The sequence below is a fragment of the Halomonas halmophila genome, from assembly GCF_006540005.1.
Lineage (GTDB): Bacteria > Pseudomonadota > Gammaproteobacteria > Pseudomonadales > Halomonadaceae > Halomonas > Halomonas halmophila.
In genome coordinates, this window is record NZ_BJOC01000011.1 from 1 (window position 1) to 25494 (window position 25494).

Annotated in this window: 19 protein-coding genes; 15 read left to right on the forward strand and 4 right to left on the reverse strand. The window is 62.7% G+C overall.

The window, feature by feature from the left end:
* Position 1 precedes the first annotated feature (1 nt).
* Positions 2-454, reverse strand: a complete 453-nt coding sequence (locus HHA01_RS02780) for a YaiI/YqxD family protein (protein ID WP_141317591.1) — start codon at positions 452-454, stop codon at positions 2-4.
* 394 nt (positions 455-848) lie between these two features.
* Here HHA01_RS02780 and HHA01_RS02785 point away from each other — a divergent pair, with 394 nt between their 5' ends.
* Both HHA01_RS02785 and HHA01_RS02790 read left to right on the forward strand, forming a co-directional pair.
* Positions 849-2492, forward strand: coding sequence for a DEAD/DEAH box helicase (locus HHA01_RS02785; RefSeq protein ID WP_141317592.1), 1644 nt, complete (start codon positions 849-851; stop codon positions 2490-2492).
* A 132-nt stretch (positions 2493-2624) separates the two neighbouring features.
* On the forward strand, positions 2625-3608 hold the full coding sequence (locus HHA01_RS02790) for a DMT family transporter (RefSeq protein ID WP_141317593.1): 984 nt from the start codon (positions 2625-2627) through the stop codon (positions 3606-3608).
* Here HHA01_RS02790 and HHA01_RS02795 read toward each other — a convergent pair.
* Together HHA01_RS02795 and argE are read right to left on the reverse strand one after the other, a co-directional pair.
* Complete coding sequence (locus tag HHA01_RS02795; RefSeq protein WP_141317594.1) at positions 3605-4348, reverse strand: glutamine amidotransferase; 744 nt, start codon at positions 4346-4348, stop codon at positions 3605-3607. The genes HHA01_RS02790 and HHA01_RS02795 overlap by 4 nt on opposite strands.
* Positions 4345-5511 carry an acetylornithine deacetylase gene (gene argE, locus HHA01_RS02800; RefSeq protein WP_141317595.1) on the reverse strand — a complete coding sequence of 389 codons (1167 nt, stop codon included), beginning with the start codon at positions 5509-5511 and terminating at the stop codon, positions 4345-4347. Before argE ends, HHA01_RS02795 begins: the two co-directional genes overlap by 4 nt.
* 242 nt (positions 5512-5753) lie before the next feature.
* On the opposite strand from argE, the gene HHA01_RS02805 reads away from it, so the two are divergent.
* Complete coding sequence (locus HHA01_RS02805) at positions 5754-6872, forward strand: alkene reductase (RefSeq protein ID WP_141317596.1); 1119 nt, start codon at positions 5754-5756, stop codon at positions 6870-6872.
* Between the two features lie 65 nt (positions 6873-6937).
* On the opposite strand, the gene HHA01_RS02810 is transcribed toward HHA01_RS02805, so the two are convergent.
* Positions 6938-8143 (reverse strand): ROK family transcriptional regulator, encoded by a 1206-nt coding sequence (locus tag HHA01_RS02810; protein WP_141317597.1) that lies wholly within the window; start codon positions 8141-8143, stop codon positions 6938-6940.
* Between the two features lie 227 nt (positions 8144-8370).
* Here HHA01_RS02810 and HHA01_RS02815 point away from each other — a divergent pair, with 227 nt between their 5' ends.
* The 12 genes from HHA01_RS02815 to HHA01_RS02870 all read left to right on the forward strand — a co-directional run bounded on the left by HHA01_RS02815 (position 8371) and on the right by HHA01_RS02870 (position 25480).
* Positions 8371-9141 carry an SDR family NAD(P)-dependent oxidoreductase gene (locus tag HHA01_RS02815; protein ID WP_141317598.1) on the forward strand — a complete coding sequence of 257 codons (771 nt, stop codon included), beginning with the start codon at positions 8371-8373 and terminating at the stop codon, positions 9139-9141.
* The gene (locus tag HHA01_RS02820) at positions 9141-10670 is read left to right on the forward strand and encodes a sugar ABC transporter ATP-binding protein (protein ID WP_141317599.1); all 1530 of its coding nucleotides are present in this window, start codon (positions 9141-9143) and stop codon (positions 10668-10670) included. The genes HHA01_RS02815 and HHA01_RS02820 overlap by 1 nt, the downstream gene beginning before the upstream one ends.
* Entirely contained in the window at positions 10663-11664 is a 1002-nt protein-coding gene (locus tag HHA01_RS02825; RefSeq protein ID WP_170214822.1) for an ABC transporter permease, read from the forward strand. The genes HHA01_RS02820 and HHA01_RS02825 overlap by 8 nt, the downstream gene beginning before the upstream one ends.
* 52 nt (positions 11665-11716) lie before the next feature.
* On the forward strand, positions 11717-12715 hold the full coding sequence (locus tag HHA01_RS02830) for an ABC transporter substrate-binding protein (protein ID WP_141317601.1): 999 nt from the start codon (positions 11717-11719) through the stop codon (positions 12713-12715).
* Positions 12716-12794: 79 nt separating this feature from the next.
* Positions 12795-13850 carry a sugar phosphate isomerase/epimerase family protein gene (locus HHA01_RS02835; RefSeq protein ID WP_141317602.1) on the forward strand — a complete coding sequence of 352 codons (1056 nt, stop codon included), beginning with the start codon at positions 12795-12797 and terminating at the stop codon, positions 13848-13850.
* A 29-nt stretch (positions 13851-13879) separates the two neighbouring features.
* Positions 13880-15043 (forward strand): Gfo/Idh/MocA family protein, encoded by a 1164-nt coding sequence (locus tag HHA01_RS02840; RefSeq protein WP_141317603.1) that lies wholly within the window; start codon positions 13880-13882, stop codon positions 15041-15043.
* A 96-nt stretch (positions 15044-15139) separates the two neighbouring features.
* Positions 15140-15646: a GFA family protein gene (locus tag HHA01_RS02845; RefSeq protein WP_141317604.1), complete on the forward strand. Its 507-nt coding sequence runs from the start codon at positions 15140-15142 to the stop codon at positions 15644-15646.
* 131 nt (positions 15647-15777) lie between these two features.
* Complete coding sequence (hsdR, locus tag HHA01_RS02850; protein WP_141317605.1) at positions 15778-19338, forward strand: type I restriction-modification system endonuclease; 3561 nt, start codon at positions 15778-15780, stop codon at positions 19336-19338.
* Between the two features lie 247 nt (positions 19339-19585).
* Positions 19586-20746 carry a Fic family protein gene (locus HHA01_RS02855; protein ID WP_141317606.1) on the forward strand — a complete coding sequence of 387 codons (1161 nt, stop codon included), beginning with the start codon at positions 19586-19588 and terminating at the stop codon, positions 20744-20746.
* Positions 20743-22389, forward strand: a complete 1647-nt coding sequence (locus tag HHA01_RS02860; RefSeq protein ID WP_141317607.1) for a class I SAM-dependent DNA methyltransferase — start codon at positions 20743-20745, stop codon at positions 22387-22389. The genes HHA01_RS02855 and HHA01_RS02860 overlap by 4 nt, the downstream gene beginning before the upstream one ends.
* A complete protein-coding gene (locus HHA01_RS02865) occupies positions 22386-23765 on the forward strand; it encodes a restriction endonuclease subunit S (RefSeq protein ID WP_141317608.1) in 1380 nt (459 codons plus the stop codon). The genes HHA01_RS02860 and HHA01_RS02865 overlap by 4 nt, the downstream gene beginning before the upstream one ends.
* The gene (locus tag HHA01_RS02870) at positions 23765-25480 is read left to right on the forward strand and encodes an SWIM zinc finger family protein (protein WP_141317609.1); all 1716 of its coding nucleotides are present in this window, start codon (positions 23765-23767) and stop codon (positions 25478-25480) included. Before HHA01_RS02865 ends, HHA01_RS02870 begins: the two co-directional genes overlap by 1 nt.
* Positions 25481-25494 lie beyond the last annotated feature (14 nt).

Genomic DNA, 25494 nt, shown 5'->3' on the forward strand with positions numbered 1-25494 from the left:
CTTACCCGGCGTTCTTCGCCAGCCATCTATCGAGCGCGTTGGCGAATTCGCGGCGGTCGACGTCGGAGTAGCCTTTCGGGCCGCCGGTGTGTTCGCCGCTGGCGCGGAGAGTTTCCATGAAATCCCGCATCTGGACACGGGCGCGGATGTTGCTTTCGTCCAGTTTCTCGCCGCGGGTGGTCATCACGCTGGCGCCTCGTTCGATGGCGGCCATCGCCAGCGGCAGGTCGGAGGTGATGACCAGGTCGCCATCCGCCAGGCGGTCGACGATCTCGTCATCGGCGGCGTCGAAGCCATGACTGACCGCCAGCCCCTTGACCCATTTCGAAGGGGGCAGGGGTACCTGATGGTTGGCCACGAAGGTAGTGGAGGTGGTGGTGCGTTCGGCGGCGCGGACGATGATATCGCGGGCAATGCGCGGGCAGGCGTCGGCGTCGACCCAAAGGCTGGGCATGCGGGAGGCTCCATGTGAAAAGGACTGGTCAGCGCGATCATACGATGGTAGCATGCGCGCTCCTCGCATGTGCTGACCCCACCATCATGACGACGCGACCCGTTCATTGCTGTGAACGCGGTGGTCGACAACGCCGGGCCGAGGCCCCAAGCGTTTTCACTGTGTAGATGGAGCGCCATTCCCTGTTCGCCCCCCGGTGAACCCGGCGCAGACGGTCGCCACGACGATGCACTCGCCTGTTTGGCGAATGAGCATCGGATGCTGGGTGCGACCGGCGTCCCTGACTCCGCTTGAGATTTCCGCCATGGGCGGAATCCGACTGTACGCCAGGCGTATGGGACGCCATGACTGTTGTTTTTTTGCCGGTTACCCCCGGCCTACCAAGGTGTGATTCATGACCTCGACTTCTGTCGCCAATTTCAGCGATCTGGCTCTTCTGCCTGCTGTTCTCTCCGCCATCGAGACGCAAGGCTACCAAACGCCGTCGCCGATTCAGGCCCAAACCATCCCGGCCCTGCTGGAAGGCCGCGATATGCTGGGTCAGGCCCAGACCGGCACAGGCAAGACGGCAGCCTTTGCCCTGCCGATTCTTTCGCGTCTCGATCTCGGGCGTCGTGAACCACAGGTGCTGGTGCTGGCACCGACCCGCGAACTGGCCCAGCAGGTGGCGTCGTCGTTCAGCAAGTACGGCCAGAACCTCAAGGGCCTGGAAGTGGCCACCCTGTGTGGCGGCATGGAATACCGGGATCAGCTCCAGGCGCTGCGCCGTGGTGCCCAGGTGGTGGTCGGCACACCGGGGCGTATCATCGATCACCTGGATCGTGGCAGCCTCAAGCTGGGCGGCCTCTCGGCCCTGGTGCTGGACGAAGCCGACGAGATGCTGCGCATGGGCTTCATCGACGACGTCAAGCGTGTCGTCGCCGATACCCCGACCAATGCCCAGCGCGTCTTCTTCTCCGCGACTCTGCCGACGGAAATCGAACGCATCGTCAATCAGTACCTGGTGGATCCGGTCAAGGTGGCCATCGAGTCCAAGGCATCGACCGGTGACAATATCGAGCAGCGGCGTGTGCGCGTGGACGGTGGCGCCAAGCTGGAAGCCCTGTCGCGCATCCTGGAAGTCGAACCGGTCGACGCGGCGATCGTCTTCGTGCGCACCCGTGCCGCCTGCACCACCCTGATGGAGCAGTTGACCGCACGTGGCGTCAACGCCGCCAGCCTCTCCGGCGACCTCGATCAGAGCCTGCGTGAGCGCACCATCACGCGCCTCAAGCGCAGCAAGGTCGATGTCCTGATCGCCACCGATGTGGCCGCCCGTGGTCTGGATGTGCCGCGCATCACCCACGTCATCAACTACGACCTGCCGCAGGATGCCGAAGCCTACACCCACCGCATCGGCCGTACCGGTCGTGCCGGGCGTCCCGGCGTCGCCATCACCTTCGCCGGCAACCGCGAAGGTCGCAAGGTCGGCTGGCTCGAGAAGGCTGTGGGTCGTCAGATGCAGGACATGGAGCTGCCCGACGAGGCGGCAATCCGCGCCCATCGCGACAACGTCTTTCATCAAAGGGTGATCGGCTCGCTGACCAAGGACGCGGATACCCAGCGTGAACTGGTCGAGCGCCTGATCAGTGAAGGCTACGATGCCGCCGAACTGGCCTGCGCCTTCGCCGCCCTGGCGCGTGCCGACGAAGCGCCCATCGGTCGCCTGCAGGCCCCGCGCAAGGACAACAAGGAGCGGGCCCCGCGTGACAGCAAGGCGCCGCGCAAGGAGCGTGCTTCCAGCGAGGGCATGACCCGTTATCGGGTGTCCGTGGGCCACAAGGATGGCATCAAGCCGGGCCAGCTGGTGGGCGCCCTGGCCAACGAGGGCGGTATCGAGGGCAACCGTATCGGTCGCATCGATATCCGTAACGCCTTCTCGGTGGTCGAGTTGCCGAGTGGCCTGCCCACCAGCATACTCAGCAAGATGGCGCGTGCCCGGGTGGGCGGACGCCAGCTGGAAATCAGCGAGGATCGTGCTCCGCGCCGTTCCGCCTGAGCCGGATGCCGGTCAGTGCGACCGGCCTGAACAGCCAGCCGCCTGAACGGGCGGTGACAGAAGTCAGTACTGACGGGCCGGGGGATTTCCCCTCGGCCTGTTGTCGTTTGCGGGCAACAAGGAGGTCCTGCCATGTGGCAACAACTGCCGTTTCGGCTGCGCGGCTACCTGATCGCCATGACCGGTGTCCTGCTGCTGTCGCCGGACGCCCTGCTGATCAAGGATACCCAGGCGGAGGTGGCCACCTTCATGTTCTGGCGGGGCCTGCTGCTGGGCATCGTGCTCTCGGCGGTGGCTGTGCTGCGCTATCGTTCGCGTCTGCCTCAGGCGCTGCGCAACTGTGGTTCGGCTGCCTGGTGGTGCCCGCTGGCCTTTGCCTGCAGTGCCTGGGCCTTCGTCGTCGCCGCGCGGCTGACGGCAGCGGGCAATGTGCTGGTCATGATGAATCTGGCGCCACTGGTGGCCGGGCTGATCGGGATGGTGGTATTCGGTCAGCGCCTGCGGCGACAGACCTGGATCGTCATCGTGATCTGTGTCATCGGGGCTTGCCTGATGGCCGCGGGAGAGGTCGGGCAGGGTAGTCTGCTGGGCCTGGGCGTCGCCTTGTTCGTGCCCATTTCGATTGCCGTCAATACCACGGTGGCCAGCGTACAGCGAGGCGAGCGTCAACGCGGGGTGGATACCACCGTGGTGCTGCCGCTCGGCTGCCTGGTCATGTTGGTTCCGGCTGTGCTGCTGGGCGGGGTGCAATTACCTCCTGCCGATGACGTCCAGCGCCTGGCGTTGATGACGCTGTTCCTGCCGGCGGCCTACTTCCTGATCCAGACCGGACCGCGCTATCTGCCGGGGGCCGAGGCCAGTCTGGTCATGATGCTGGAAACCCTGGTCGGGGCGCTGCTGGTGTGGTGGTGGCTGGACGAGGTGCCACCACCCCTGGCCTTCGTGGGGGGTGGCATGATCGTCTCGGCCATGCTGATCAGCGGGCTGCGTGACCTGCATCGTCAGCGCCGCAAGGCGGCCGCCGGCGCACTCGATGAACGCCTGCTGCAGGAGCAGGCCATGCAGGAATCCGGACCGGACGACCCACACCAAACGGCCGATGGCAGTCGTGGCTAGCTAGCCGTGGCTCCGCCGCTGGCCACCAGCCGGGCAAAGCGCGCCAGCAGGCCGGTGGCTTCGGGCGTCTCGGTTACGCCTGCGATCAGGCGCTCCGGATCCTGACCCTGTTCACTCAGCGCCTGGCGTTGATGGGCCAAATAGCTTCGCATCACCGGGGCAGTGAATTCGGGGTGGAACTGCACGCTCCACTGGCGCGGGCCATAGCGCAGGGTCTGGTAAGGGTCATGGGCGTTGTGGCCGAGTATCGCGGCACAGGCCGGGGGACGCAGCACCGACTGGGCGTGGGTCAACTGGGCGGCAAACTGCAGGGGCAGCTCGCCGAACAGGGCGTCGCCGTTGATGGCTTCCGTCATCTCGACCCGGAAGGTGCCCGACTCGCGGCCGGCCGGATGGTAGCCACTCTCGCCGCCCAGGGCGGCGGCCATCAGCTGGTGGCCGTAGCAGACGCCGAGCATCGGCAGGTCACGCTGCCAGGCGTCGACCAGCCAGGGCTTCAGCGCCTCGCTCCAGGCCTCGGCGTGGCTGACCATGGCATGCGAGCCGGTGATCACCAGACCATCGCCCTCCGCCAGTTCGGGCGGTTCGCCATCATGGCGGGCATCGTGGACGGCCAACTCGAGCTCGGGGTGAGTGTCGGCCACCGGGCCCATGGCACTCATGAAGAAGTGTTCGAAATCGCCATGTTCGGCGATGACATCGGCAAAGGCGTCGCCGGTCTTGATGACCCAGAGTTTCATGAGCTCACCCGTGTCGATAACCGCTCGCCCAGAGCGCGCATGAAGGCTTCGCCCTGGGCCAGCTGTGCCTGGTCGATGTACTCATCCGGCTGGTGGGCCTGACTGATACTGCCGGGGCCGCAGATTAGGGTGGACAGCCCCTGGCGCTGGAACTGGCCGGCCTCGGTGGCGTAGGCCACCGCCGAGGTATCGGCCGTATCGCCGAGCAGGCTGCGGCACAGGGTCAGTACCTCGTCGTTATCGCGGTCGGCCAGGGCCGGCACGGTGACGTTCAGGGCCTGGGTCTCGATGCCGGTCTCCGGGGCGATGCGTTGCATCTCGGCTTCCAGCTCGGCCGCATAGGCATCCACTCGGCCACGCAGGTCCGCGAAGTCGTCGCTGGGCAGGTGGCGCACCTCCCACTCGAAGGTGCATTGCCGGGCCATGATGTTGATCGCCGTGCCTCCCTCGATGCGGCCCACATGCAGGCTCGAGTGCACGACATTGAAGGCTTCGTCGATGCGGCCTTCGGCCTTGAGCTCGCGCATGACGTCCTCGATCCGGGTGACCAGACGTGCCGCCACGTGAATCGCCGAGACACCCTGATAGACCTGGCTGGAGTGCGCCTCACGGCCGGTGACCGTGGTGCGCAGATTGGTCGCCCCCTTCTGGGCGGCCACCGGCTGCATCAGGGTCGGCTCGCCGACGATGACCGTCGACGGGCGCGGGTGGTCGGCCATTAGGCGCTCGATGAGGCGTGGCACGCCGACGCAACCGACCTCCTCGTCATACGAAAAGGCCAGCCAAATGGGCTTGTCCAGTCGCAGCTCGGTCCAGCGCGGTACCTCAGCCAGGGCGCAGGCAATGAAGCCCTTCATGTCGCAGGTGCCTCGGCCGTACAGCCGGTCGTCGTCCCCATCGTGCAGCACGAAGGGATCGCTGGACCAGGGCTGTCCATCCACCGGGACCACGTCGGTGTGGCCGGACAGTACCACGCCGCCTTCCTCGTTCGGCCCGATACGGGCCAGCAGGTTGGCCTTGCTGCCATCGTCGTTCTCGATGCGCCAGTGGTCGACGCCATGGTCATCGAGCCAGGCTTCGGCCCACTCGATCAGGGCCAGATTGGAGTCTCGCGATACGGTGGCAAAGCTCACCAGGCGTTCCAGGATCTCGACAGCGGTCACTTTGGGCTCCAGAGCAGAGTTTCAGGGGGGTAGATTATCACGGGCATCGAGCCGGCCGCAGTGCCGGCTGCCATGGTGTCTGCTGTTCAGCGGCGCCACGCGCGGTACGTCTACACCATTGGCCGCGGCTATCGAGTCAATCGAAACGCGCTGATCGCATAAAATAATTAACATGCTTATTGTGTGCGCAACTTATCGATAACCTATCGATTGCTCGATGCATTGCTCACAGGAGCCTGACCATGTCGCATCCCACGCTCTTCACACCGCTTCAACTGGGCAGCCTGAACCTGCCCAACCGCATCATCATGGCGCCCCTGACCCGTGCCCGAACGCCCGACAGTGTCCCCGGCGAGCTGCAACAGGCGTATTATGCCCAGCGCGCCAGCGCCGGCCTGATCATCAGTGAGGCCACCAATATCTCACCGACGGCGCGGGGATATGTGTATACCCCGGGTATCTGGACCGACGAACAGGAAGCCGGTTGGCAGCAGGTCGTCGAGGCCGTGCATGCCAAGGGTGGACGGATTGCCCTGCAGCTCTGGCACGTGGGGCGTGTCTCGCATGAGATGGTGCAGCCCGATGGACAGCCGCCCGTGGCGCCCAGTGCGCTGAAAGGCGAGGGCGCCCAGTGCTTCGTCGAGTTCGAGGATGGCACTGCCGGTCGGCATTCCACCAGCACGCCACGGGCGCTCGAGACCGACGAGATCCCCGGGATCGTCGATGACTACCGCCAGGCCGCGAAGCGTGCCAAGCGTGCCGGTTTCGATATGCTGGAAGTGCATTCGGCCAATGCTTATCTGCTCAACCAGTTCCTTGCCACCGGCAGCAATCAGCGCACCGACCGTTACGGTGGCTCGATCGAGAATCGCGCACGCTTTCCGCTGGAAGTGGTCGACGCCGTCATCGAGGTCTTCGGCGCCGATCGGGTAGGCATTCGTCTGACACCGTTCATCGAGATCTTCGGCCTGACGGATGACGAGCCCGAGGCCATGGCACTCTACCTGGCCGAGCAACTGGACCAGCGTGACCTGGCCTATATTCACCTCAATGAGCCCAACTGGGCAGGCGGCGAGATTACCTTCCCGGACGGCTTCCGCGAGCAGATGCACGAGCGCTTCGGCGGCAGCCTGATCTATTGCGGCCATTACGATGCCGAGCATGCTCGGCAGCGTTTCGAGGAAGGCACGGCGGATGCCATCGCCTTCGGCCGGCCCTTCATCGCCAATCCCGACCTGCCCGAGCGGTTCCGGCTGGGCGCCACGCTCAACGAGCCGAACCCGGAAACCTTCTACGGCGGCGACGCCCAGGGCTATACCGACTACGCCTTCCTCGATAACGGCCACGACCGCACAGCCTGATCCTCTCAGCCAGCACGAGACTCCTTGTGACTGCTTGCCCGGCCGGTTGGTCGGGCTTTTTTGTATTACCCCGCCAGTATCTGTTGGTCGGTGGCCTGAAGGGTCATGGCGATGCCACCGAGGCAGGTCATGTCGCGATCCCAGGGGCAACTGGCGATGCGGGTAGAGCCGACCAGCTCAGGCACCAGGGCCTCGTCGATGGCGGTTTGCATGGCGTCGTGCATGGCCGGGTAGCCACGCACTCCTGAACCGGTGATCAGCACCAGATCGGGATTGAACAGGGTCAAGAGATTGCCCAGGCCGTAGCCCAGGGCGCGTCCCGCTTCAGCGAAGATGCGCTGTGCCTCGGGTTGACCCTGCAGGGCCAACTGCGTCAGTGCCTGCATCTGCGACTCCGAGGGGTGGGCGCTGTCGCCGGCGGGCAGCTCGATGACCTCGCTTGCCTGGCGATAGAGCGCATAGTCGCTGATGTAGGCTTCGATACAGCCGCGCTTGCCGCAGGCGCACAGGGCGCCACCCGGCTGGTACTTGCTGTGGCCGAATTCGGCGGCGGAGCCGTTGGCGCCCAGAAATGGCTTGCCGTCGATCAATACCGACATGCCGATGCCGTAGCCCAGCATTATGACCACCAGGTTGGGATGGTCGGCATAGGCGGGCTGTGTGGCCAGCACGCTGGCGATGCAGTTGGCATCGTTCTCGAGCAGCACCGGGCAGTCAAAATGCGCCTCCAGCAACGCCGCCAGTGGCGCGTTGCGAAAACTCAACGCCGGCGACCAGATCAGCGTACCGCTATGCGATGACACGACCCCCTGCACCGCCAGACAGATGCCGGCCAAACGGCGGTGTCGGGTCAGTGCCAGGTCGCAAACGGCGGCGGTCTTGTCTTTCAGCAGCGTGACGAGCGCCTCCTGGCTCAAGCCCAGGGTGTCGATGCTGTGGTGCTCGCTGTGGGTGATCTGGCCGGCGTAATCGCCCACCACCAGCTGCAGCTCATTGATCGAGAGCTTGATGCAGATGACGCAGGCCGCCTCGGGCGCGAGCTGGATCAGTGTCTTGGGACGTCCGCGCTCGTTGGGCCTGGGCATGTCGGGGGGGCGTTCACTGATCAGCCCCTGCTGCAACAGGTCGGCGCTGATCGAGGTGACCGTCGCGGAGCTGATGCCGTTGAGGGTGCCGAGGTCGACACGCGCCACCGGCCCCTTGTCACGCAGGCTGCGTATCACCGCCAGGGTGTTGTCGAGGCGGCTGGTGTCATGGGACCTGGAAGCCATGTTTGTCGCCATTGCGGAGTGAAGTCTGATGCAACTCGGGCTTGATGAGACCTAAGTTGCATTGGTGGATATTTATTTTAGCGACTAAATTAAATGTCAGCCAACCGCATGACGCCATCGGCAGAAATATCGTAGAGGAAACTTTCGAGGGATACGTCCCGAACAATACCTAACGATGATCGCCCTGACCTCATCGGCATCAGTCACAACAACAAAGAGAGATTGCCATGCGTGAACCGACGGCCCGCTATCCAAGCCTTGCCGAACGTGTCGTCTTCGTTACCGGGGGTGGTGGCGGGATCGGTGCGGCCCTGGTTCAGGCCTTTCACCTCCAGGGGGCCAATGTCGCCTTCGTCGATATCGACGACGCGGCAAGCCAGTCGCTGTGCCGTGAGCTCGAAGCGCAGACGGGTCACTCGCCCTGGTATCGCCACTGTGATATCCGCGATATCACGGCCCTGCAGACCATCATCGAGGAGGTGAGCAAGACCCTGGGGCCGATCCGCACCCTGGTCAACAACGCCGCCAATGATGACCGCCATGACTGGCGCGAGGTCAGCGTCGACTACTGGGACGAGCGCATGTCGCTCAACCTGCGGCCGATGTTCTTCACCAGTCAGGCGGTGGCGGAGCGAATGGCCGAATCCGGGGGTGGCTCGATCATTAATTTCGGCTCGATCGGCGTGCGCCTGGCGCTGGGCAATCTGCCAACCTACGTGACCGCCAAGGCAGCAGTGCATGGTTTGACCCGCAGCCTGGCGCGTGACCTGGGGGAGCGCAACATTCGCGTCAACACGGTAGTGCCGGGCTGCGTGCTTACCGAACGCCAGCTCGACAAGTGGATCGGCCCCGAGGACGAAGCGCGCATTCAGCAGCACCAGTGTCTCAAGGTGCGCCTGACCCCGGAGCATGTCGCACCGATGGTGCTGTTCCTGGCGGCCGATGACAGCGCCCAGCTTACCGGCCACGAATTTTCCGTCGATGCGGGGTGGGGATGATGAGTGCTCAGGACCAGCCGCGGTTGTCGGCTCGCCGTATTTGCCGCTCGTTCGGCCCCAACCAGGTGCTGTTCGATATCGATCTCGACCTCTATCCCGGTGAAGTTCACGCCCTGCTGGGCGAGAACGGTGCCGGCAAGTCGACCCTGGTGCGTATCCTCGCCGGCTATCTGAGTCCGACCCGGGGCGATGTCTGCCTCGATGGCGAGGTGCGCCATTATCGCGGCAGCGGTGAAGCCGAGGCCGATGGGGTGGTGATGATCCACCAGGAGCTGGCGCTGGCCGAGCAGTTGAGCGTGGAAGAAAACATCTTCCTGGGACGCGAGCTGCGTCGCGGCCCCTTTCTCGATCACCACGCCATGCGTGAACGCGCCAGCGAGACACTGGCCGAACTCGAAACGTGGGTCGACCCGCAGACCCGGGTCAAGGACCTGGGGACGTCCGATCAGCAGATGGTAGAAATCGCCAAGGCGATCACGCGTGACGTGCGCGTGCTGATCATGGATGAGCCCACGGCAGCGCTCACCGAACATGAGGTCTCCGTGCTGTTCGCGTTGATTGAGCGGTTGCGCCAGCGTGGCGTGGCGATTCTGTATATCTCCCACAAGTTGCGCGAGATCGAGCAGATTGCCGACCGGGTCACGGTACTGCGCGACGGCCAGTTGATCGACAACGGGCGGATGGCCGGGCGCAGCAAGGAGGAGCTGGCGCGGCTGATGGTCGGGCGCGAGATCCACGACATGTACCCCGAACGCAGTGTGCTCGCCAGTGATGCGCCGGTGGTGCTGGAGGCGCGCGATATTGTCGTGCCCGGCGCCGTCCATGGGGCAAGCTTTACGCTGCGCCGAGGTGAAGTGCTGGGCTTCGGCGGGGTGGTAGGCGCCGGCCGTACGGCGCTTATAGAAGCGTCGCTGGGGTTGCGTGCCCGCCGCCAGGGGCAAGTGCTGCGCAACGGCCAGCCCGTGGTGCTGCGCAACCTGCGCGATGCGGTGAACCAGCGTATCGCCTATCTCACCGAAGACCGCAAGGGCAAGGGTCTGGTGCTCAACATGGGACTGCGTCCCAATCTGACCCTGCTCAACCTGCGTGCCTATTGCCATCCACTGATCGATCGGCGCCGCGAGGATCAGGCCTTTCAGGAAGCCATCGAGCGTTTCGATATTCGCCTGCGAACCCAAGCGGATACCGCCGCCGAACTCTCCGGTGGCAATCAGCAGAAGCTGATGCTGGCCAAGGTCATGACCATCGATCCCGAGATCGTGATCATCAACGAGCCAACCCGCGGCATCGATGTCGGCACCAAGCACCAGATCTACCATTTCGTGCGTGAACTGACCGACGCTGGCTGCTCGGTCATCCTGATCTCCTCGGAGATGTCCGAGCTCATCGGCCTCTCCCATCGGGTTGCCGTGATGTGCGCCGGTGTGCTGACCGGGGTTCTCGAGGGCGAGCAGATCAACGAACAGGAAATCATCCAGTATGCATCCGGGATCAAGGGGGTAGGAGTCGATGAACAGCGCCATGCCTGACACCAAGCCAAGCGGCCGCAAACGCGCCTCCGTCGATATCATGACCTGGGGACCGTTCATTGCGCTACTGGCGCTGGCGGTGCTGGGGGTATTGATCAACCCGGCGTTCCTGGGGCTGGACAATCTCTCCAATATGCTCACCCGCAGCGCCTTTATCGGCGTGATCGCCATCGGCGCGACCTTCGTCATCACCGCCGGCGGCCTCGATCTGTCGGTGGGCTCGATGGCGGCCTTTATCGCCGGGGTAATGATCATCCTCATGAACAGCCTGGTCGAGCAGTTCGGAGCCGGCCTGACCACCGTGCTGTTTGGCGTGGGTGCCTCGCTGCTGCTCGGCCTGTGTGCGGGGTTCATCAATGGCGTGGTGACCACCAAGGGCAAGATCGAGGCGTTCATCGTCACGCTCGGCACCATGGGCATCTATCGCTCGCTGGTCACCTACCTCGCCGATGGCGGCACCCTGTCGCTGGACTGGGGAGTGCGCGATATCTACCGGCCCGTCTACTACGCGAGCCTGCTGGGAATTCCGGTACCGGTACTGGTGTTCCTGGTGGTCGCCGTGATCGGTTACATCCTGCTCAACCATACCCGTTTTGGCCGCTACTGCTTTGCCATCGGCTCCAACGAGAAGGTGGCCGAATACAGTGCCATCAGCGTCGATCGCATCAAGACCCTGACCTACATGCTGCAGGGCCTGTGCGTGGCGCTGGCGACCATCATCTATGTGCCGCGGCTGGGCTCGGCCTCGGGGGCCACCGGGGTGCTCTGGGAGCTCGAAGCGATCGCCGCGGTGATCATCGGTGGCACCGTGCTCAAGGGCGGCCATGGCCGCATCTGGGGCACGGTGGTGGGGGCGATCATGCTGACCATGATCGGCAATATCCTCAACCTCACCGATGCCATTTCCAATTATCTCAACGGCACGGTGCAAGGGATCATCATCATCGTTGCGGTGTACCTGCAACGTGCCTCGTGGAGGAAGTTGGCGCCATGAGGCGCTCAACAGGCAGCAACACAACAAGCACAAGCAGCAGAGGAGCGTCACCATGCCCAACAAGCGTCTGACAACGACAAGCCAGCCCCGCACCAGTGCGACCTTTACCAAGCGCACGCTTGCGGCCTTCGCCACAGTGGCGGCACTGGGGTTACCCACGCTCGCCATGGCCGAGGAGACCGTCATCGGGGTGTCGATTCCCGCCGCCACCCATGGCTGGACCGGCGGGGTCAACTACCATGCCGAACAGGCCAAGAAGCGTCTCGAGGCGTTGTACCCCGACATCTCGATCACCATCAGCACGGCCGGCGGCCCGAGCGAACAGGCCAATGACCTCGAGGATCTCGTCTCGCTGCGCGGCATCGATGCGCTGGTGGTGTTGCCCTTCGAGTCAGGGCCGCTGACCGGACCGGTGCGCCGAGTCAAGGAATCCGGGGCGTTCGTCACCGTGGTCGACCGAGGCCTCGAGCAGGAGGGCATTGAAGACCTCTACGTGGCCGGCAACAACCAGGAGATGGGCCGGGTCTCCGGCCAATACATTCGCCAGAAACTCGATGGGCAGGGTGACATCGTGGTGCTGCGCGGCATTCCCACGGTGATCGATGACGAGCGCGTGCAGGGCTTTCAGGAGGCTCTAGAGGGTTCTGATATCAACATTCTCGACATGCAGTATGCCAACTGGAATCGCGATGATGGCTTCGAAGTCATGCAGGACTTCCTGACGCGCTTCGACAACATCGACGCGGTGTGGGCCCAGGATGACGATACCGCCCTGGGCGTGATCGCGGCGGTGCGCCAGGCCGAGCGTGAGGATGAAATGTTCATCATCGGCGGTGCCGGCATGAAGGGCATCATCAAACGCGTCATGGAGGGTGATGAACTGGTGCCGGCCGATGTGCTCTACCCACCGGCGATGATCGCTACGGCTATGGATCTCACCGTGCAGAACTTCGTCTCCAACGGTCCAGTCGTCGGCGAATACATCCTCGGCTCGCCGCTGATCACACCGGAGAACGCCGAGCAGTACTACTTCCCCGATTCACCGTATTGATCGACGCACGCGGATGGGCGTCAAGACGCTCGTCCGCGCCCTGATACCTGCTACCCGGTAACCCATCGGAGAGCCCAATATGCAAACCATCAAAGGGCCGGCACTGTTTCTTGCCCAGTTTGCCGGTGACGAAGCCCCTTTCAACAGCCTCGACAGCATTGCCGCCTGGGCGGCGGAGCTGGGCTACAAGGGGGTACAGATTCCTAGCTGGGATGCACGCCTGATCGACCTGAAGCGGGCCGCCGAGAGCCGTACCTACTGTGACGAGATCAAGGGAACGCTGGCGGAACATGGCGTCACATTGACCGAACTCTCCACCCATCTGCAGGGCCAACTGGTCGCTGTGCATCCGGCCTACGACGAGGTCTTCGACGGCTTCGCGGCCCCCGAGGTGCGTGGCAATCCCAAGGCCCGCCAGGCGTGGGCCGTGGAGCAATTGATGCTGGCCGCCAGGGCCTCGCAGAACCTCGGCCTGACGGACCACGGCACCTTCTCGGGCTCGCTGGCCTGGCCGTTCCTCTACCCTTGGCCGCAGCGCCCCGCCGGGCTGATCGACAGCGCCTTCGATGAACTGGCCAAGCGCTGGCGACCGATCCTGGATGCCTTCGACGAGGCCGGGGTGAATCTTTGCTACGAGATCCATCCCGGTGAGGACCTGCACGATGGCATCACCTTCGAGATGTTTCTCGAACGGGTCGGCCATCACCCGCGCTGTCACATCCTCTACGATCCCAGCCACCTGATCCTGCAACAGCTCGATTACCTGGGCTTTCTGGATGTCTACCGCGACCACATCCAGATGTTTCACGTCAAGGATGCCGAGTTCAATCCCAGCCCCAAGCAGGGTGTCTACTCCGGCTATCAGTCCTGGACCGAGCGGGCAGGGCGCTTCCGCTCGCTGGGCGACGGCCAGATCGACTTCAAGTCGATGTTCTCGTGGATGGCGGCCAACGACTATCACGGCTGGGCGGTGCTGGAGTGGGAGTGCTGCCTCAAGCACCCGGAGGTCGGGGCCCGTGAAGGCGCGGCCTTCATTCGCGACCACATCATCCAGGTCACCGAGCGGGCCTTCGACGATTTCGCCGATGCCGGCGTCGACGAGGCGACCAACCGCCGCCTGCTGGGCCTCGGCTGAGGAATCGAACCACTGAGGGATAGAACGACATGAGCCAACATCACGATACGCCGCGCCGGCTGCGCCTGGGCATGGTCGGCGGCGGCCAGGGTGCCTTCATCGGCGGTGTGCACCGCATCGCCGCGCGCATCGACGACCACTTCGAGCTGGTAGCCGGCGCCTTCGCCTCCGATGCGGAGCGTAGCCGGGCGGCCGCCGCGGAACTGCAGGTGGCCGAGGAGCGCGCCTACCCCGACTACCGCGCCATGGCCGAGGCGGAGAGCCAGCGCCCGGATGGCATCGACGTGGTTGCCATCGTCACTCCCAACCACCTGCATTTCGACGTGGCGAAGGCCTTTCTCGAGGCTGGCATCCACGTGATCTGTGACAAGCCGATGACCACCACCCTGGAGGATGCCCGGGAGCTGGAAGAGCTGGTCGAGCGCAGCGGGCTGTTTTTCGGCCTGACCCACAACTACTCGGGCTACCCGCTGGTGCGTCAGGCGCGCGATATGGTCGCCGCCGGCGAACTTGGCGAGCTGCGGGTGGTGCAAGTCGAATATCCCCAGGACTGGCTGTCGACGCGCCTGGAGGACAGCGGCGTCAAGCAGGCCGAGTGGCGAACCGACCCGCAGCGCAGTGGCCCGGCCGGTTGCCTGGGCGATATCGGCACCCATGCCTATCACCTGGCGCGCTTCGTCACCGGGCTCGAGCTCGAGTCACTGGCGGCGGACATGCACACCTTCGTCGAGGGGCGCGTCCTGGATGAAAACGTGCACATGATGCTGCGCTTCAGGGGCGGCGCGCGGGGCATGTTGTGGTCGAGTCAGGTGGTGCCGGGCAACGAGAACGGCTTGAAGCTGCGGGTCTACGGCAGCCAGGGCGGCCTGGAGTGGCACCAGGAAACGCCCAACCGACTGTTTCATTCGCCGCTGGGTGAGCCATCGCGCATCCTGACGCGCAATGGCCCGGGCCTCGGTGAGGCCGCGCTTGCCGCATCACGCATTCCGCCGGGGCATCCCGAGGGCTATCTGGAAGCCTTCGCCCAACTCTATACCGATTTCGCCGAGCAGATTCGCGCTCACCAGGCGGGGCGCCAGGCCGCGCCACTGGCCGCCAATACCCCGGGTGTGACGGATGGCGTCGATGGTCTGGCATTCATCACCCGCGCGCTGGCATCGTCCGCCGCTGGAGGTGGCTGGGTGGATATGTGACACTTTGGCTCGTCCATGCCCCTGAGGCCTTGATATGCCCCGCGACCAACCCTGCCGGTTAGCCGAGGTGGGGTTGGTTCATGCAAGGAGTCGTCAGTGTCCCGAACAACTGTGTCCATATCGCGCTGTACCTGCGGAGCAGTCGAGCTCGAAGTGACCGGCAGTCCCATCCTGGGCGCGGCCTGTCATTGTGATGACTGTCAGGCGGGCGCGCGGCAGGTTGAGCAGCTGGACAATGCGCCGTCCATTCTGGACGCGGCGGGCGGTACTCCCTATCTGCTTTACCGCAAGGACCGCGTGCGCTGCCCGCGAGGCGACGAGCATCTCGTCGAGTACAAGCTCAAGAGCACCTCGCCCACCAGCCGGATCGTCGCCGGTTGCTGCAATACCTTCATGTACCTCGACTTCCAGCGAGGCCACTGGCTCTCCATGCACCGGGCGCAGTTCGTCGAGGCCAACTGGCCACTTCAGGCGCGCATTCAAACCCGCTTCAAGCCCGAGGGCAGCACCATGCCCGATAACGTGCCCGCCTACTCGGCCTACCCGTTCAAGCTGATCGGCAAGCTCGTGGCGGCACGTCTCGCCATGCTGTTCAAGCGTTAGAACGGAGGCCGCTGACAGGTTCAACGACTGGCCCTCGAGGCCCATGAGTGGCAGGCTAAATCATTGTTCGGTCAGTCGTTCGCAAGAGACAGTGGCCACCGCCAGGAAACACTTATCGTCAGGGAATGCGCATGGCTGGGGAACCGGGACATAAGGAACGTCATAAGCAGTCGCATAATTTCGGCTTTCTTGCACAGCACGACCCTGTGTTTCTGGAGCTTGCGGCCAGCGCCGAACGGGCTTTCTCGCATGATCCCAACACCACCCTGATCAAGCTGCGCCAGTTCGGTGAGGCCGTAGCACAAGACATTGCTGCCAGGCTGAACATCCAGCTGGAAGCGCGAACCGGTCAACAGGAACTGCTGTATCGTATCGATGGAGCGCTGGGGCTCGATCCCACGGTACGCGAGCTGTTCCATACCCTGCGCATCGAGGGCAACAAGGCTACCCACCAGTTCCGTACACAACATCGTGAGGCCATGGGGGGTCTCAAGGTCGCTCGCAACCTGGCGGTATGGTTTCACCGCGCCTTTGCCGACTCGGATTTCAAGGCCGGTGCCTTCAAGCCACCCGATGATCCCAGCCAGGAACTGCGTGACTTGCAGGCCGAGATGTCGCGTCTGCGCAGTGAGCTGGCAAGTGCCTCCGAGCAGGCCGAGGCGCAGCGCCGCCTGGCCGAGCTGGAGTCGCGAGAGAAGACCGAATATGCCGAGCTCGCCGAGGCCATGGACGCAGAGGCCCGGCAACTGGCCAAGCAGTCTCGCGACCAGCAGGCCGAACTGGAAAGGCGTGAGCGTGAGTTCAAGCAGCGCCTGGCCGAACAGCAACAGGCCCAGGCTGATGGTGACGCGTCTCAGGACGGTGCCACACAAGGGCCGGAGCGTGCCCGGCTACGCCAGGCCAACCGTGCGCTGAACGAACAGTTGGGGATGGATGAAGAACTCACGCGGCTATTGATCGACCAGCAGTTGCAGGAGGCCGGCTGGGAAGCCGATACCCAGTTGCTCAGTTGGAAGCAGGGAGCCCGCCCCGAGCCTGGCAAGCATTGCGCCATTGCCGAATGGGAACTGCCGAGTGGCGAACGCGCTGATTATGTGCTGTTCCATGGCCTGGTTCCCATCGCTGTGGTCGAGGCCAAGCGACAGAACGTCGATGTAGCCGGCAAGCTGGGGCAGGCGGAGCGTTATGCCCGTGGATTCAACGAACAAGGACTGGCACAAGGCGCCAGTGGGCAGGGTAGTCTGGAGCCCGCCTGGCGGCGGGAAGGCCGTACCGTCGCCTGGCCTGACGACCAGGAGGGCCACTTCGGTGTTCCCTTCGTTTTTTCCTGCAACGGCCGGCCTTATCTTCCGCAGTTGGCAGAAAAGTCCGGCATCTGGTTCCGCGACGTACGCGACCCGGGCAACCTCGCCAGGGCCTTACCGTGCTTTCACAGCCCGGATGGGCTGCTCGACCGCCTGACTCGCAGCCGGGCGGTATCTGAACGACGCTTGCGCGACGAAAGCTTCAGCTATCTGGGGTTGCGCGATTATCAGCAACGGGCCATCAGCGCCGTCGAGGGCGCGCTGGAAAGCGGCGCGCAGCGCGCCTTGCTGGCCATGGCCACCGGCACCGGCAAGACACACACCATCATCGGCCTGATTTACCGTTTCCTGAAAGCCGAGCGCTTTCGTCGCGTACTCTTTCTGGTAGACCGTCAGGCACTGGGCCAGCAGGCCCTCGATGCGTTCGATGAAGCGCAGCTGGAGCAGAACCATACGCTCTCGCAGATCTATAATATTGCCGAGCTTGGCGACATGGCCGCCGAGGCCGAGACCCGGGTGCAGGTCGCCACCGTGCAGGCCATGTCGCGACGCCTGTTCATGGCCGATGAACCACCGCTGGTGGATACCTATGACTGCCTGATCATCGACGAGGCCCACCGCGGCTACACGCTCGACCAGGAGATGACCGAGGGCGAGCTGGAGACGCGCGATGCCGGCCAGTATCTCTCACGCTATCGCCGCGTCATTGATCACTTCGATGCCGTCTGCATCGGCCTGACGGCGACACCGGCCAAACACACCAGCGAGATCTTCGGCCGTCCGGTGTTCACCTATTCCTATCGCGAGGCGGTGGCCGACGACTGGCTGATCGACCACGAGCCGCCGATCCGCTACGAGACCCTGCTCAGTCGCCATGGCATTCATTTCGACAAGGGCGAAGCCGTCAGCCGTATCGACGCGCGCACCGGCGAGGTCGAAAGTGCCGAGCTGGAAGATGAGCTTGATTTCGGCGTGGAAGCCTTCAACCGCCGCGTGGTGGCCCCGGAGTTCAATCGGGTGGTGTGCGAGCAGCTGTCGCGCGAGCTGGACCCCTTCGGCGAAGAGAAAGCCTTGATCTTCTGTGCCAACGACCTGCACGCCGATATGGTCAAGCGTCTGCTCGATGAAGCCTTTCATGCCCGATATGGCAAGAGCTACCGCCAGGCTGCCGTCGCCAAGATCACCGGCAAGGCCGACAAGGTCAACGACCTTATCCGTCGCTACAAGAACGACAAGTATCCCAATATCGCAGTGACCGTGGATCTGCTGACCACCGGCATCGATGTTCCCAGCATCTGCCATCTGATCTTCATGCGTCGGGTGAAGTCGCGCATTCTCTATGAGCAGATGATTGGCCGCGCCACTCGTCGCTGTGACGATATTGGCAAGACGGTCTTCCTGATCTACGACCCGGTGGACCTGTACGCCTCGCTGGCCGGCGTCAATACCATGCAGCCGCTGGTCAAGGACCCTCATATCACCCTGGAGCAGCTGCATGCCGAACTCACCGATCCCGAACAGCGGGCGCGGGCACTGGAGGCGCCGGGGCAGCGCGAAGGCCAGAGCCATGCCGATGACGTGCTCGATCAACTGAGCCAGAAGCTGATGCGGGTCATGCGGCAGGCCACCAAGCAGGCGGAAACCCGCGACGATGTGCGTCAGACACTGCAGCAACTCGAGGAGCAGTGGGATGTCGCTCCCGACAAGTTGCACCAACATCTGCACCAGCTCGGTCCGCAGGCGGCGGCCGCTTTTCTCGATCAGCACCAGGGCTTGTTGCGACAGGTGGCCGAGGTCAAGGCCCGACTGTCCAGCTCTCACATGCCCGTCATCTATGAAGGGAGCGACGAGCTAGTCGATCGACACCAGGATTATGGCGTGCATGAGAAGCCTGCCGATTACCTGGAGAGCTTCGATGACTTCATCAAGAACCAGCTCAATGAGTCCGTGGCGCTGGGTGTCGTGGTCAATCGCCCGCGTGACCTGACTCGCGAGACCCTCAAGGAAGTGCGCCTGTTGCTGGATAGTGCCGGCTACAGCGAGGCGGCACTGGAAAGCGCCTGGCGTAATGCCACCAATCAGGAGATCGCCGCCAGTATCGTCGGCCATATTCGCCGAGCGGCGCTGGGTGAGGCATTGGTCCCCTTCGAGCAGCGCGTGCGTGACGCCATGCAAAGTATTTTTGCCTTGCACGACTGGACACCCAACCAGCGCAAATGGCTCGACCGTCTCGCCAAGCAACTGACCCATGAAGTCGTGCTGGATCATCAGCAGATCAACCGCAGCTTCTCGAACCACGGTGGCGTCAAACGCCTGGACGCCGTGCTCGATCATCACCTCGATGAAGTGCTCGAGGCGCTCAACGACGCCCTCTGGGAAGCGAGCTGAGTCCGGCGCTGCTTGCCCGCGCGGCGCCCGAACAGGTCCACTCCAGCGACACGTCAGCGTGACATGTTCACGAAACGCCGTTTTTTCGACACGTCCCGCAAACATGTTGATGGCATCGACATATCAGCGTGGATGCTGCGCGATGAAAGTAAAATAGCGCCAGGCCTTATTTTATTCTTGGCTATAAATTAAAATAAGCGCTATCGCTATTTTAACCGGCTGTTATGCCGAAGCTCAGGTGAACCTCATGGAACGTGGACTCACGGGCCACTACGTCGACAGTATCGCCGGAGGCGTACGCTGTCAGGCGTTCATTCCCGACTCGTTGCCGCCAGCCCCCTCGCTGGCGCTGGACGGCAAGCTGCAGGGGCGCATCAACCAGGCGATGCTCGCCCTGGGGCGTCTCGATGCCATCAGCACTCTGCTGCCAGATGCCTCGCTATTTCTGTATAGCTATGTCCGCAAGGAAGCGGTCATGTCATCGCAGATCGAGGGCACGCAGTCCTCGCTGAGCGACCTGATGCTCTACGAGATGGAAGGCATGCCAGGCGTTCCCATGGATGATGCGCAAGAGGTCTCTTGCTATGTGAACGCTCTCACGCTCGGCGTGAGGCGTGTGCGCGAGGGGCTTCCCATAGGCCACCGCTTGCTGATGGAAATGCACACTGCGCTGATGACCTCGGGGCGAGGTATCAATCGTGGGCCGGGCGAGTTTCGTGGCAACCAGGTATGGCTGGGTGGACATCGGCCCGATGAGGCTATCTTCGTCCCGGCACCACCCCAACACCTGGCGGAGTGCTGGTCGGCGCTGGAGCGCTTTATCAACGACGTACCCGAGGCGACCGATCCATTGATCAAGGCCGCTCTGGCTCATGTGCAGTTCGAGACTATCCACCCCTTCATGGACGGCAACGGGCGTCTGGGGCGCCTGCTGATTCCACTGATCCTGGTCGAGGCCGGCATCCTCAGCGAGCCCTTGCTTTATCTGTCGGTGTTCTTCAAGAAACACCGGCAGGTCTATTACGAACGTCTCCAGCAAGTGCGCGTCACCGGCGACTGGGAAGCCTGGTTGCTGTTCTTCGTGGATGCCGTGGCGGATACCGCGACCCAGGCCGTGACCACCGCGCGGCGGCTCAACCAATTACGCGATCAAGACAAGGCGCGGCTCGCCGAGCTCGGTCGTCAGGCGGGCTCGGCCGGGCTGCTGCTCGATGCGCTCTTCCAGCAGCCCATCGCCCATATCGGCCACCTCTGCGAGCGCTCGGGACTGACCCCGGCGACCGTCGGCAAGCTGCTAACGGCACTGGAAAACGAGCTCGGCATCGTGCAGGAGCTTACCGGACAGAAACGCAACCGTATCTACGCCTACCGGGCCTATATCGACATTCTCAATCAGGACCCCTCATGACCCACAACGACATCGTCCAGAAGCTCTGGAACCTCTGCGACGTGCTGCGAGATGACGGCATCAACTACTCGGACTACGTCACCGAGCTGGTGATGCTGCTGTTCATCAAGATGGAACACGAAACGGCCGATGCCGAGGTGCTCAAGACCCATGCCTTGCCCGACGGCTGCCGCTGGCCCGATCTCAATGGCCGCTCCGGCCTCGATCTGCTGAATCACTACAAGCAGATGCTGCTTGATCTCTCGAAGAGTGAGGACCGGCTGATCGCCGCCATCTACGCCGACGCCCAGACGCGGTTGGGCGAGCCACGCCACCTCGAGCAATTGATCAGTTCGTTGGACCAGATCGACTGGTTCAGTGCCGAAAAAGACGGCCTGGGGGATCTCTACGAAGGCCTGCTGGAAAAGAATGCCAGCGAGACCAAGTCAGGTGCCGGCCAGTACTTCACGCCGCGCCCCTTGATCAATGCCATGGTGCGCTGTGTGCGCCCGCGGCAACGGGAACGCATCCAGGACCCCGCGGCGGGTACCGGTGGCTTTCTGATCGCCGCCGATGCCTATATCAAGCAGCAGACGGATGAGCTGTTCGACCTCAGCGACCGGGACAAGACCTACCAGCGCCTGCAGGCCTTTGTCGGCCTCGAACTGGTGCCCGGCACGCGCCGTCTGGCGCTGATGAACTGCCTGCTGCACGGCATGGAGGGCGACGACGAAGGCGTGGTGCATCTGGGTAACGCTCTGGGGCAGGCCGGTGCCGGACTCGACCGCGCCGACGTGATACTGGCCAATCCGCCCTTTGGCACCGCCAAGGGCGGCGGTGGCCCCACGCGTGACGACTTCTCCTTCAAGACCAGCAACAAGCAGCTGGCCTTTCTGCAGCACATCTATCGTGGCCTGAAGCCCGGTGGACGCGCTGCCGTGGTGCTGCCCGACAACGTGCTGTTCGAGGCCGGGCAGGGCACCGAGATCCGTCGCGACCTGATGGACAAGTGCCACCTGCACACCATCCTGCGTTTGCCCACCGGCATCTTCTACGCCCAGGGCGTGAAGACCAATGTGCTGTTCTTCACCCGCGGTACCGCCGGGAAGCCGCACCAGGACGAGAACTGCACCGACAGTGTCTGGGTCTATGACCTGCGCACCAACATGCCGAGCTTCGGCAAGCGCACGCCCTTCACCGAAGCCCACCTTGCCCCCTTCGAGCAGTGTTACAACCCGGCGGGCAGTGACACCCTGGCCGAGCAACTTAACGCCCGGGAGGAGGGCGACTGGAGCTTCGGCGCCGAACAGATCGAAGCCGACCGCGCCGCCGGCGCCGATGACGCCAATGCCGGCGTGGATGACAAGCTACAGACCTCGCGCTGGCGCCGCTTCAGCCGCGAATGGATCCGCGACACCAAGGACGACTCCCTCGACATCACCTGGTTGAAGGACGCCGACAGCCTCGAAGCCGAAAACCTGCCCGAGCCCGATGTGCTCGCCGCCGAGGCCATGAGCGAACTGACCGAAGCCCTGCGCGAGCTCGACGGCCTGATGGTCGCCCTCGGCAGCCAGGACGAAGCCGATACCCTGAAGAAACTGCTGGCCGAAGCGCTGGGGCTTGCGGATAACGCCGATGCCGAAAGCGACGAGGTGAAGGCATGAGCGAGCGGGTAGTGCCGGAGGGGTGGGTGCTGACAGAGCTGGAGAATTGCGTTGAGATTCTCGACTCGCAACGTATACCTGTTAACAGCAAGGAAAGAAAACAACGTATTGACGGGAAGGCTGAAGAAGAACTTTACCCATACTATGGTGCGACCGGTCAAGTAGGAAAAATTGACGGCTATATTTTCGATGAGGAACTTGTTGCCCTCGGAGAAGACGGCGTGCCGTTTTTAGAGGCGGGTAAGAAGAAAGCTTATCCTTTTTTTGGAAAGGCCTGGGTAAATAATCATGCACATGTTTTGAAAGGAGTCGGAGAAATATGTCTCAATTCATATCTTATCCACTACCTGAATTCTTTTGATTACCATGGCTATGTTAATGGTGGCACAAGACTCAAGCTGACACAGAAGAATATGCGGAGGATGCCAGTACTGCTTGCGCCCCCCCTTGAGCAGGTTGAGATTGTCAGGAGCCTAAGAGGGTTGCTGTCGCAGGTCAATAATCTGAAAGCCCGCCTGGATGCCATTCCCGCCATCCTCAAACGTTTTCGTAGGTCCGTGTTGGCAGCGGCGGTGAGTGGAGAACTAAGAGAGGATAAGATAAAGGAAATAAAGTTTGAAGCGATCAAGCTCTCGGATATATCTCTTTCAGCTAAAACCGGGTTGGTAAGGGGGGCTAAAGAGCAGTATTCGTATGCTGAGATTGGCTTTCCATACATAAAGATGGGTGATATATCAAACGAATGGGGATATGGTCTTGAAGATATAGTGTATGTTAGTGCAAGCCAGGAGGAGTATGAAAATTATAGCTTGAAAAATGGGGATTGGCTTTTTAATACTCGCAATAGTAGTGATTTGGTGGGGAAATCATGTGTTTGGAGGAGCGGAGAAGGCTATCTTTATAACAACAATATTTTGAGAGTCAGGCTTGTTGAAGATTATCTTGCTGAATATTTAGATGTTTGGTTTCACTCTCCTTTAGGTCAGAAAGCGTTGGCTAATATAAAGTCGGCCACTACTAGTGTGGCAGCTATTTATCAAAAAAAGTTGATGGAGGTTAGGGTCGATTTCCCCTCAACTGAAGAGCAAAGAAAAATCGTCCGCCGTGTCGATCAGCTTTTCGTCTTTGCCGATCGGGTAGAGAAGCAGGTCGAAGCCGCCCAGGCCCGCGTCGATAAGCTGACCCAGTCCATCCTCGCCAGGGCCTTCCGCGGCGAGTTGACCGCTGACTGGCGCGCCGAAAACCCCGAGCTGATCAGCGGTGAGCATTCCGCCGAGGCGTTGCTGGAGCGTATCAAGGCCGAGAAGGCCAAGCTCAATCCGGCGAAGTCGCGGCGGCGCAGCACCAATACCAATACCGCCGAGGGAGAATCCTGATGGCCGCGCAAGATGACAGGGAGTTTCTGACCGATCGTCAGCTCATCACGCTGGCGGGCGAGGCGGCTTTCGGGCGGGGACAACAGTATTACCGTCAGGGCATGGTGACGCGCTGTAGCCAACAGGGCACGACCATCAGCGCCGATGTGGAGGGCAGTCAGCCCTACAGGGTACAGCTCCGGGTAAGCCAGCGCGGCCTGGACGGGAGCTGTAATTGTCCGGCGTCGGAGGGCATCGACTTCTGCAAGCACTGCGTGGCAGTCGCCATGGCGTATCGCGCCGAGCAGGCCGAGCAGTGGCGGCTGGCCGAGGGCGATGCCACGGATCGCGTGCAGGCCTATCTGCAACAGATGAGCAGGGACTCGCTGATCGAGTCCCTGCAGTCGCTCATCGAAAGCGACCCGGCCCTTTACCAGCAATGGTCGATGCGTGCCGATGCTGTCCTGGGCGGGGTGGATCACAAGGAGCTGAAGAAACGGATCACGGCCGCCTTTCCCATCAACCGCAACCTGTTTCGCTATGGTCAGGTGCGCGCCTATTTCGCCGCTGCCGAGCCGGTGGTCGACCAGCTTATCGAGCAGATACCGCAGCTCCCGACGGACAAGGCCCTCAAGCTCGCCGATTATGCCTTGTCGCGTCTGGATCGCGCGCTACAAAGCATCGATGATTCCGGCGGCTTCCGCTTCCACTGTGAAGAGGCGCTGCAGACACTGCATGTCAAGGTTGTGGGGAAGCAGGATTGGTCCGCCGAGAAGCGCGCCACCTATCTCTTCGAACTGGCATTCGGCGACACCCATGAGTTTTATGCTGCTATTCCCGATGCCTACACCGAGGCGTTGGGCGCGGCAGGACTCGAGGCCTATCATGCCTGCTCGCAAGGCGTCTGGGATGCGTTACCGCAACTGCCCGCCAATGCCGACTGGTCGCAGCGTTTCTACTACATGCGCCTGCGCGACCCGCTGATCAAGCGCGCCGAGGCGGCCGGCGATCTGCCGGCCATACTGGCGATGTATGAGAAAACCGCCAGCGACGAAAAGGATTGCCTGGACGCCGCCAAGGCCTGCCTGGCCCATGGCGATTGGGAGCGTCTCGAACAATGGTTGGCGCGGGTGCCGGCGACCCGCTCACCCTGGGCGGACGAGCGGCAGCGGCTGGCGATTCGCCTGCGCCTGCATCGCGGGGAGCCGGAGGCGGCGGCCGAACTCCAATGGCAGTGTTATCAAGCCACGACTCGGCTTGAGGATTACCGCTACCTGCTGGAACTGGCGGAAACTCATGAACTGACGGTTGATTATCGCCAAGGTGTGCACGACTGGTTGACGGAAAGGCTGGAGCAGACCAGCTCGCCGACTTTCCTTGACGCGCCGTGGCCGGCGAACTGCCTGTTGGAAATCTACCTGCTCGAGTCGCGCCTGGATGAGGCCAGGGTATTGTGTGGTGAACACAAGGTAGCGTCGGGGTTGCTGTATCAATTGGCTCGAGCCCTCGACCCCGAGCAGGGCCTGCCGCTGTATGCACGCCTGGTGCGCCATCGCGTGCAACAAACCAACAATCAGGCCTACCGGCAGGCCATCGCCTGGTTGCAGGAGTTGCATGGGCGCCTGCAGAAACCCGCCGATTATCAGGCCTTCAACGCGCTACTCACCGAGGTGCGGGCCGAGTTCAAGCAGAAGCGCAATTTCATCAAGTGGCTGAACGAGACTTTTAGCGACTGAGTTGCCATGGCCAG

What these genes read in the sequence shown, in the direction of transcription:
- HHA01_RS02780 (WP_141317591.1), bottom strand. Translation starts at nt 454, where the DNA reads ATGCCCAGCCTTTGGGTCGACGCCGACGCCTGCCCGCGCATTGCCCGC.
- HHA01_RS02785 (WP_141317592.1), top strand. Translation starts at nt 849, where the DNA reads ATGACCTCGACTTCTGTCGCCAATTTCAGCGATCTGGCTCTTCTGCCT.
- HHA01_RS02790 (WP_141317593.1), top strand. Translation starts at nt 2,625, where the DNA reads ATGTGGCAACAACTGCCGTTTCGGCTGCGCGGCTACCTGATCGCCATG.
- HHA01_RS02795 (WP_141317594.1), bottom strand. Translation starts at nt 4,348, where the DNA reads ATGAAACTCTGGGTCATCAAGACCGGCGACGCCTTTGCCGATGTCATC.
- HHA01_RS02805 (WP_141317596.1), top strand. Translation starts at nt 5,754, where the DNA reads ATGTCGCATCCCACGCTCTTCACACCGCTTCAACTGGGCAGCCTGAAC.
- HHA01_RS02810 (WP_141317597.1), bottom strand. Translation starts at nt 8,143, where the DNA reads ATGGCTTCCAGGTCCCATGACACCAGCCGCCTCGACAACACCCTGGCG.
- HHA01_RS02815 (WP_141317598.1), top strand. Translation starts at nt 8,371, where the DNA reads ATGCGTGAACCGACGGCCCGCTATCCAAGCCTTGCCGAACGTGTCGTC.
- HHA01_RS02820 (WP_141317599.1), top strand. Translation starts at nt 9,141, where the DNA reads ATGAGTGCTCAGGACCAGCCGCGGTTGTCGGCTCGCCGTATTTGCCGC.
- HHA01_RS02825 (WP_170214822.1), top strand. Translation starts at nt 10,663, where the DNA reads ATGCCTGACACCAAGCCAAGCGGCCGCAAACGCGCCTCCGTCGATATC.
- HHA01_RS02830 (WP_141317601.1), top strand. Translation starts at nt 11,717, where the DNA reads ATGCCCAACAAGCGTCTGACAACGACAAGCCAGCCCCGCACCAGTGCG.
- HHA01_RS02835 (WP_141317602.1), top strand. Translation starts at nt 12,795, where the DNA reads ATGCAAACCATCAAAGGGCCGGCACTGTTTCTTGCCCAGTTTGCCGGT.
- HHA01_RS02840 (WP_141317603.1), top strand. Translation starts at nt 13,880, where the DNA reads ATGAGCCAACATCACGATACGCCGCGCCGGCTGCGCCTGGGCATGGTC.
- hsdR (WP_141317605.1), top strand. Translation starts at nt 15,778, where the DNA reads ATGGCTGGGGAACCGGGACATAAGGAACGTCATAAGCAGTCGCATAAT.
- HHA01_RS02855 (WP_141317606.1), top strand. Translation starts at nt 19,586, where the DNA reads ATGGAACGTGGACTCACGGGCCACTACGTCGACAGTATCGCCGGAGGC.
- HHA01_RS02860 (WP_141317607.1), top strand. Translation starts at nt 20,743, where the DNA reads ATGACCCACAACGACATCGTCCAGAAGCTCTGGAACCTCTGCGACGTG.
- HHA01_RS02865 (WP_141317608.1), top strand. Translation starts at nt 22,386, where the DNA reads ATGAGCGAGCGGGTAGTGCCGGAGGGGTGGGTGCTGACAGAGCTGGAG.
- HHA01_RS02870 (WP_141317609.1), top strand. Translation starts at nt 23,765, where the DNA reads ATGGCCGCGCAAGATGACAGGGAGTTTCTGACCGATCGTCAGCTCATC.